4 protein-coding genes are annotated in these 5,099 nt (G+C 59.8%); all 4 read right to left on the reverse strand.

Annotated elements, in window-relative coordinates; genetic code table 11:
- Positions 1-10 precede the first annotated feature (10 nt).
- The 4 genes from OBACDRAFT_RS18980 to malE all read right to left on the reverse strand — a co-directional run bounded on the left by OBACDRAFT_RS18980 (position 11) and on the right by malE (position 5,039).
- Positions 11-1,162, reverse strand: a complete 1,152-nt coding sequence (locus OBACDRAFT_RS18980) for an ABC transporter ATP-binding protein (protein ID WP_043588355.1) — start codon at positions 1,160-1,162, stop codon at positions 11-13.
- A gap of 30 nt (positions 1,163-1,192) precedes the next feature.
- Complete coding sequence (malG, locus tag OBACDRAFT_RS18985; protein ID WP_043588357.1) at positions 1,193-2,095, reverse strand: maltose ABC transporter permease MalG; 903 nt, start codon at positions 2,093-2,095, stop codon at positions 1,193-1,195.
- Positions 2,096-2,122: 27 nt separating this feature from the next.
- Complete coding sequence (gene malF, locus OBACDRAFT_RS18990; RefSeq protein WP_043588361.1) at positions 2,123-3,682, reverse strand: maltose ABC transporter permease MalF; 1,560 nt, start codon at positions 3,680-3,682, stop codon at positions 2,123-2,125.
- Positions 3,683-3,842: 160 nt separating this feature from the next.
- Positions 3,843-5,039 carry a maltose/maltodextrin ABC transporter substrate-binding protein MalE gene (gene malE, locus OBACDRAFT_RS18995; RefSeq protein WP_043588359.1) on the reverse strand — a complete coding sequence of 399 codons (1,197 nt, stop codon included), beginning with the start codon at positions 5,037-5,039 and terminating at the stop codon, positions 3,843-3,845.
- Positions 5,040-5,099: the final 60 nt, after the last annotated feature.

Raw genomic sequence — 5,099 nt, forward strand, 5'->3', positions numbered from 1 at the left:
GGTTGTGCGGTTAACGGATTACTTGTTCGGTGGCGGCGTCGAAGAGGTGGGCTTTGGCAAGATTGAGGTGCACGGTGAGTTGTTCGCCGGAGTTGAAGAGGCGTTCGGTGTGGAGGCGGGCAATGAGGTCGCTTGTCGCGGTTTTGAGATAAACGTTGGTCTCGGCTCCCATGGGTTCGGCGAGATCAATGGCGGCCTGTAGGGGGACGTTTTCAGGGGTGTGCGGGTGTTCGTGGATGTTCTCCGGGCGGATGCCGAGGACGACGTCTTTATCCGGAGCGATGTTGGCGGCGCGTTGGGCCAAGGGGCCGTTGAGCGGGATGGTGACGGCGGCCGCGGCTGCGGCAGGGTTGTCGGCGGGCGGGGTTTCGACGAAGGCCAGGTTGTTGTTTGTAGTGTTTTTTTGGATGCGGCCACGGAGGAGGTTCATGGGCGGGCTGCCGATGAAACCGGCGACGAAGAGGTTGTCGGGTTGGTGATAGAGGGTGAGGGGGTCGGCAACTTGCATGATGAGGCCGTCTTTCATGACGCAGATGCGGTCGCCCATGGTCATGGCTTCGACTTGGTCGTGCGTGACGTAGATCATGGTGGTGCCGAGGCGGAGGTGGAGTTTGGAGATTTCGGAGCGCATCTGGACACGCATCTTGGCGTCGAGGTTGGAGAGGGGTTCGTCGAAGAGAAAGACTTTGGGGTTGCGGACAATGGCGCGTCCAACGGCGACGCGCTGGCGTTGGCCGCCAGAGAGGGCGGCAGGTTTGCGGTCGAGGATTTTTTCGAGTCCGAGGATTTTGGCGGCGTCAGTGACGCGGCGTTGGATTTCGTCTTTGGGGGTGTGCGCAAGGCGGAGGCCAAAGGCCATGTTTTCAAAGAGTGAGAGGTGGGGGTAGAGGGCGTAGTTTTGAAAAACCATGGCAATGCCGCGGTCTTTGGGGAGGAGGTCGTTCACTTCGACGCCGTCGATGTGGATGGTGCCTGCGGTGATTTTTTCGAGTCCGGCGATCATGCGCAGGGTGGTGGATTTGCCACAGCCGGAGGGGCCGACGAGGACCATGAATTCGCCGTCGTTGATTTCGAGGTTGATGCTTTTGACGGCTCGAAATTCCGGGTTCTTGCCAGAGGAGGGATAGGTTTTGTCGAGGTTGTGAATGGTGACGGTGGCCATGGTGAGATGGTGAATTAAGGGAGGTTCGGGTTATTCTTTCACGCCGCCGGAGGTGAGGCCGGAGATGAGGAATTTCTGGCAGATGAGAAACATGAGGGTGATGGGGAGGCCGGAGAGGACAGCGGTGGCAGCGAATTTGCCCCAGAGGTAGTTTTGTTCGTAGAGGAAGGATTGCGCGCCAACGGCAAGGGTCCATTGGCCTTCGGTTTGGAGGACGACGGAGGCGACGGGGTATTCGGAGATGTGGCTGATGAAGCTGAGAATGAACACGACGGCAAAGATGGGCAGGCTCATGGGGAGCAGGATGCGCACGAAGGCTTGAAAATGGGTGGCCCCGTCGATTTTGGCAGATTCTTCAATGCTGACGGGAATGGTGTCGAAGTAGCCTTTGATCATCCAGATGTAAACGGCCACGCCGCCGAGGTAGGTGAGGATGAGGCCGGGGTGGGTGTTGAGTCCGAAGATGGGCAGAAATTCTCCGATGAGTTGGAGGAGGGCGTAGAGGGCGACGAGGGCGAGGACCATGGGGAAGACTTGGAGGATGAGGAGGGATTTGAGGAGCGTCTCACGGGCGTAGAACTGCATCCGGGCAAAGGCGTAGGCGCAGGTGCCGGAGAGAAAAATAATCATGGCGGAGGCGGAGCAGGAAACTTTGAGGGAGTTCCAAAACCAGACAAGGACGGGTGTAGTGGCTTTTACGGTACGGGTGGCGCCGTCGGCCCCGGTTTCTTCGTAGGGGATTCCCAATACGTATTTCCAGTGTTCGAGGGAGAAGTTGTCCCCGGTGGGGATGAGGGCTCCGAGGGCGAAGTTTCCTTTGCGGAAGCTGATGGCGATGATCATCAGGAAGGGGAAGAGGATGATCGCGATGAAGCCGATGAGGAACACGTGCGCTGCAGCGAGTTTGAGGCGGCGTTGGGTGGAGGCTTTCATGGTGAGGGGGGGGGGGGGGGAGGGGACTTAGGTTTTTATTTGTTTGCGCAGGTTCCACCAGGAGATGAGGGCGACGATGATGAAGATCACGGTGGCGATGGCGCTGGCGTATCCAAAATTTTGTGCGCTGTCGCGGAAGGCGATTCGGAAGGTGTAACTGACGAGGATGTCGGTTTGGCCTGCGGGTGTCGCGGCGCCCACCATGTCGGGGCCGCCCGCGGTGAGGAGGTAGATGAGGAGGAAGTTGTTAAAGTTGAAGGCGAAGGAGGCAACGAGGAGGGGGAAGAGGGGTTTGAAGATGAGGGGGAGCGTGAGTTTGAAAAAGTCGTGGATGGCGTTGGAGCCGTCGATGGCGCTGGCTTCGTAAATGGTGTCGGGCACGGATTGGAGGATGCCGGTGCAGACGATCATCATGTAGGGAAAACCAAGCCAGGTGTTGACGATGAGGATCATCAGTTTGGCGAGGGTGGGGTCGGCAAACCATTCGGGTTTGATGCCGAAGAGGGCGTGAAGGATGAGGTTTATCTCGCCGAAATTTTGGTTAAAAAGTCCCTTGAAGATGAGGATGGAGATGAAGGCGGGGACGGCATAAGGGAGGATTAGGAGGGTGCGATATGCGCGGCGGAAGGGGAGTTCTTTCCATTCGAGGAGGACGGCGAGAAACATGCCGACAGCGAGGGAAAAGGCGACGGAACCGAGGGCGAAGATGACCGTCCAAATGAAGATTTTGAGGAAGGGGCCTTGAATGCCTTTGTCGGTGAAAACCTTGGTGTAGTTGGCGAGGCCGATCCAGGTGCGATAGCCGGGGCCGACGGGTGTGCCGACGGCGGGGGGGGGGGGAGTGGTGGACGTGGCGGGGGTGGCGATGACGTAGCGGCCGATGCTGTCGTTGGGACGGATGGTTTCGCCGGTGACGAGGTTTTCGAAGGTGTCGTCAGCGGGGTCGTGTTTCCAGAGGGGGTGGCGGGGGGCGAAGTCACGGAGGCCGGTATTGGTGGCAAGGGTACCGTCGGGAAGTTTTATGGTGATGTGCTGGAGGGCGGAGCGGAGTTTTATGATGTCGCGCACCGTGAGCGCTTCGACCGATGGCGCAGGGGCCGTGGACGTGGCGGGGATTGTTTGGGGAGAGCCGGGGAGTTTTATCGGGTCGGTGCGCCAGGTTTGGGGTGAGTCGGCGGCGGCGTCTGTGAGTTCGAAGGTGTAGGCGGTGTCGGTGCCTTCGCCGGTAAGGTAGAGTTTGAAGGGATAGTGTGCATCGGAGGCGAGGTAGGTTTCGTCCTGAAAGTAGCGGACGACTTGGGGGAAGCGGAGGAGGTTGGCGGAACTGTAGTTGGTGAAGCTGACGTAAACGGTGTAGAGGAGCGGGAAGATGACAAAGAGGGCGAAGCCGACGAGGCCGGGGAAGAGGTAGCGCCAGGTGTAGGCGCGGGCGCGGACATAGATGGTGACGGCGAGCGCGTCCACGAGAAGGAGTCCGACGCCGAGGCCGGCGTAGCCGGCGCGGTAGAGTTGGGCGCTGAGATAGAGAAGGGCGAGGCCGAGGAGGGTGACGACGGCGTGATAGAGGTTTTTTTGCCAGGGACGCATGAGGGGGAAGGGGGGGGGGAGGGTGGGTGCGCTTTGCGCGAACGTCGAACATCCAACGTCGAACATCGAACATCCAATGTTGGAATGTCGGGAGTGTTTTGTCGCAGGGGGGGAGGTATCGGACGGAGGTCTCGGAGAGACCTCCCTACCAGGTTTTTGATTATTGGGTGGTTTTCATGCGGGCGGCGGCGTTGTCGAGGGCCTCTTTGGGTGTGCTTTGCCCATTGGTGGCGTTGCTGAGGGCGGCTTGAAGGGAGGACCAGAAGCGGCCCATCTCTGGGATGTTGGGCATGAGTTCACCAGCATCGACACTGGCTTTGGTCGCGGCGATGGCGGGGTCTTTGGAGAGTTCTTTGTAAAAACTCTGGAGAGCGGGAACGCCGAGGGGGACGTCGGCATTCATGGTGCGCAGGCCGTCGTCGGTGAGGAGGTAGTTTTTCAAAAACTCTTCGGCGAGGTCGGTGTTGGGTGTGCTGCGATTGATCATGGCGCCGAGAACGCCGACGAAGGGTTTGCCGGTCTGGCCGTTGGCTCCGAGCATGGGGGCGACAGCAAAAGGAATGCCGCTTTTGCGGAGGTTGCCCCAAGCCCAGGGACCGGAGATCATCATGGCGAGTTCGCCGGAGTTCATCTTGGACTCCATGACGGAGTAGGTGGTGCCTTTGGGCATGATGCCTTGGTTGATGACAGAGACAATCTGTTCGAGGGCTTTGATGGCGCCGGGGGTGTTCACGCCGATGTCGTTGAGGTCGTAACCGGCGGAGCCGCGTTTGTAAACGTAGCCGCCTCCGCTGGCGAGGAAGCCCCAGCTAAAGAAGGGCGTGCCATAGTCCCACATGATGGGGGTGATATTTTTCTTTTGGAGGTCAGGGGCGAGTTTGATGACGTCATCGAGAGTCGCGGGCGGGGTGCCGGTGACGAGTTTGGTGTTGTAGATGAGGCCGAGGGCTTCGAGCGACATGGGGTAGGCCCAGATGCGTTGCTTGTGGGTGAAGGCGTCCCAGGCTTTGGGGAAGATTTTGGCCTTGGTGGCGGCGTCGATATCGACGGGTTTGAGGATGCCGGCGTCGGCCCATTCGCCGAGGCGGTCGTGGGGCCACATGAAGATGTCGGGGCCTTTGCCGGACTGGGCGGCTTGGAAGAATTTGTCGGTGACGCCTTCGGGAGCCTCCACTTTGACGGGGACGCCGAGTTCCTTGGCGAACTTGTCGCCGACTTGCTGGAGTCCGCGGTAGCCTTTGTCGCCGTTGATCCAGATGAGGAGTTTGTCTTTTTCCCAGGCTTGGGCGGTGAGGGGGAGCAGGGTGCCGGCCGCAATGGCGGCGGCGAGCAGGCGGGTGATGATGGGTGTTTTCATGGCGGTGATCGGGTGATGGATCGGTGGAAGTGTGTTTTGGGGGCGGGGGGGGGGGGGGGG

It is taken from the genome of Geminisphaera colitermitum TAV2, from assembly GCF_000171235.2.
Classification (GTDB): Bacteria; Verrucomicrobiota; Verrucomicrobiia; order Opitutales; family Opitutaceae; genus Geminisphaera; species Geminisphaera colitermitum.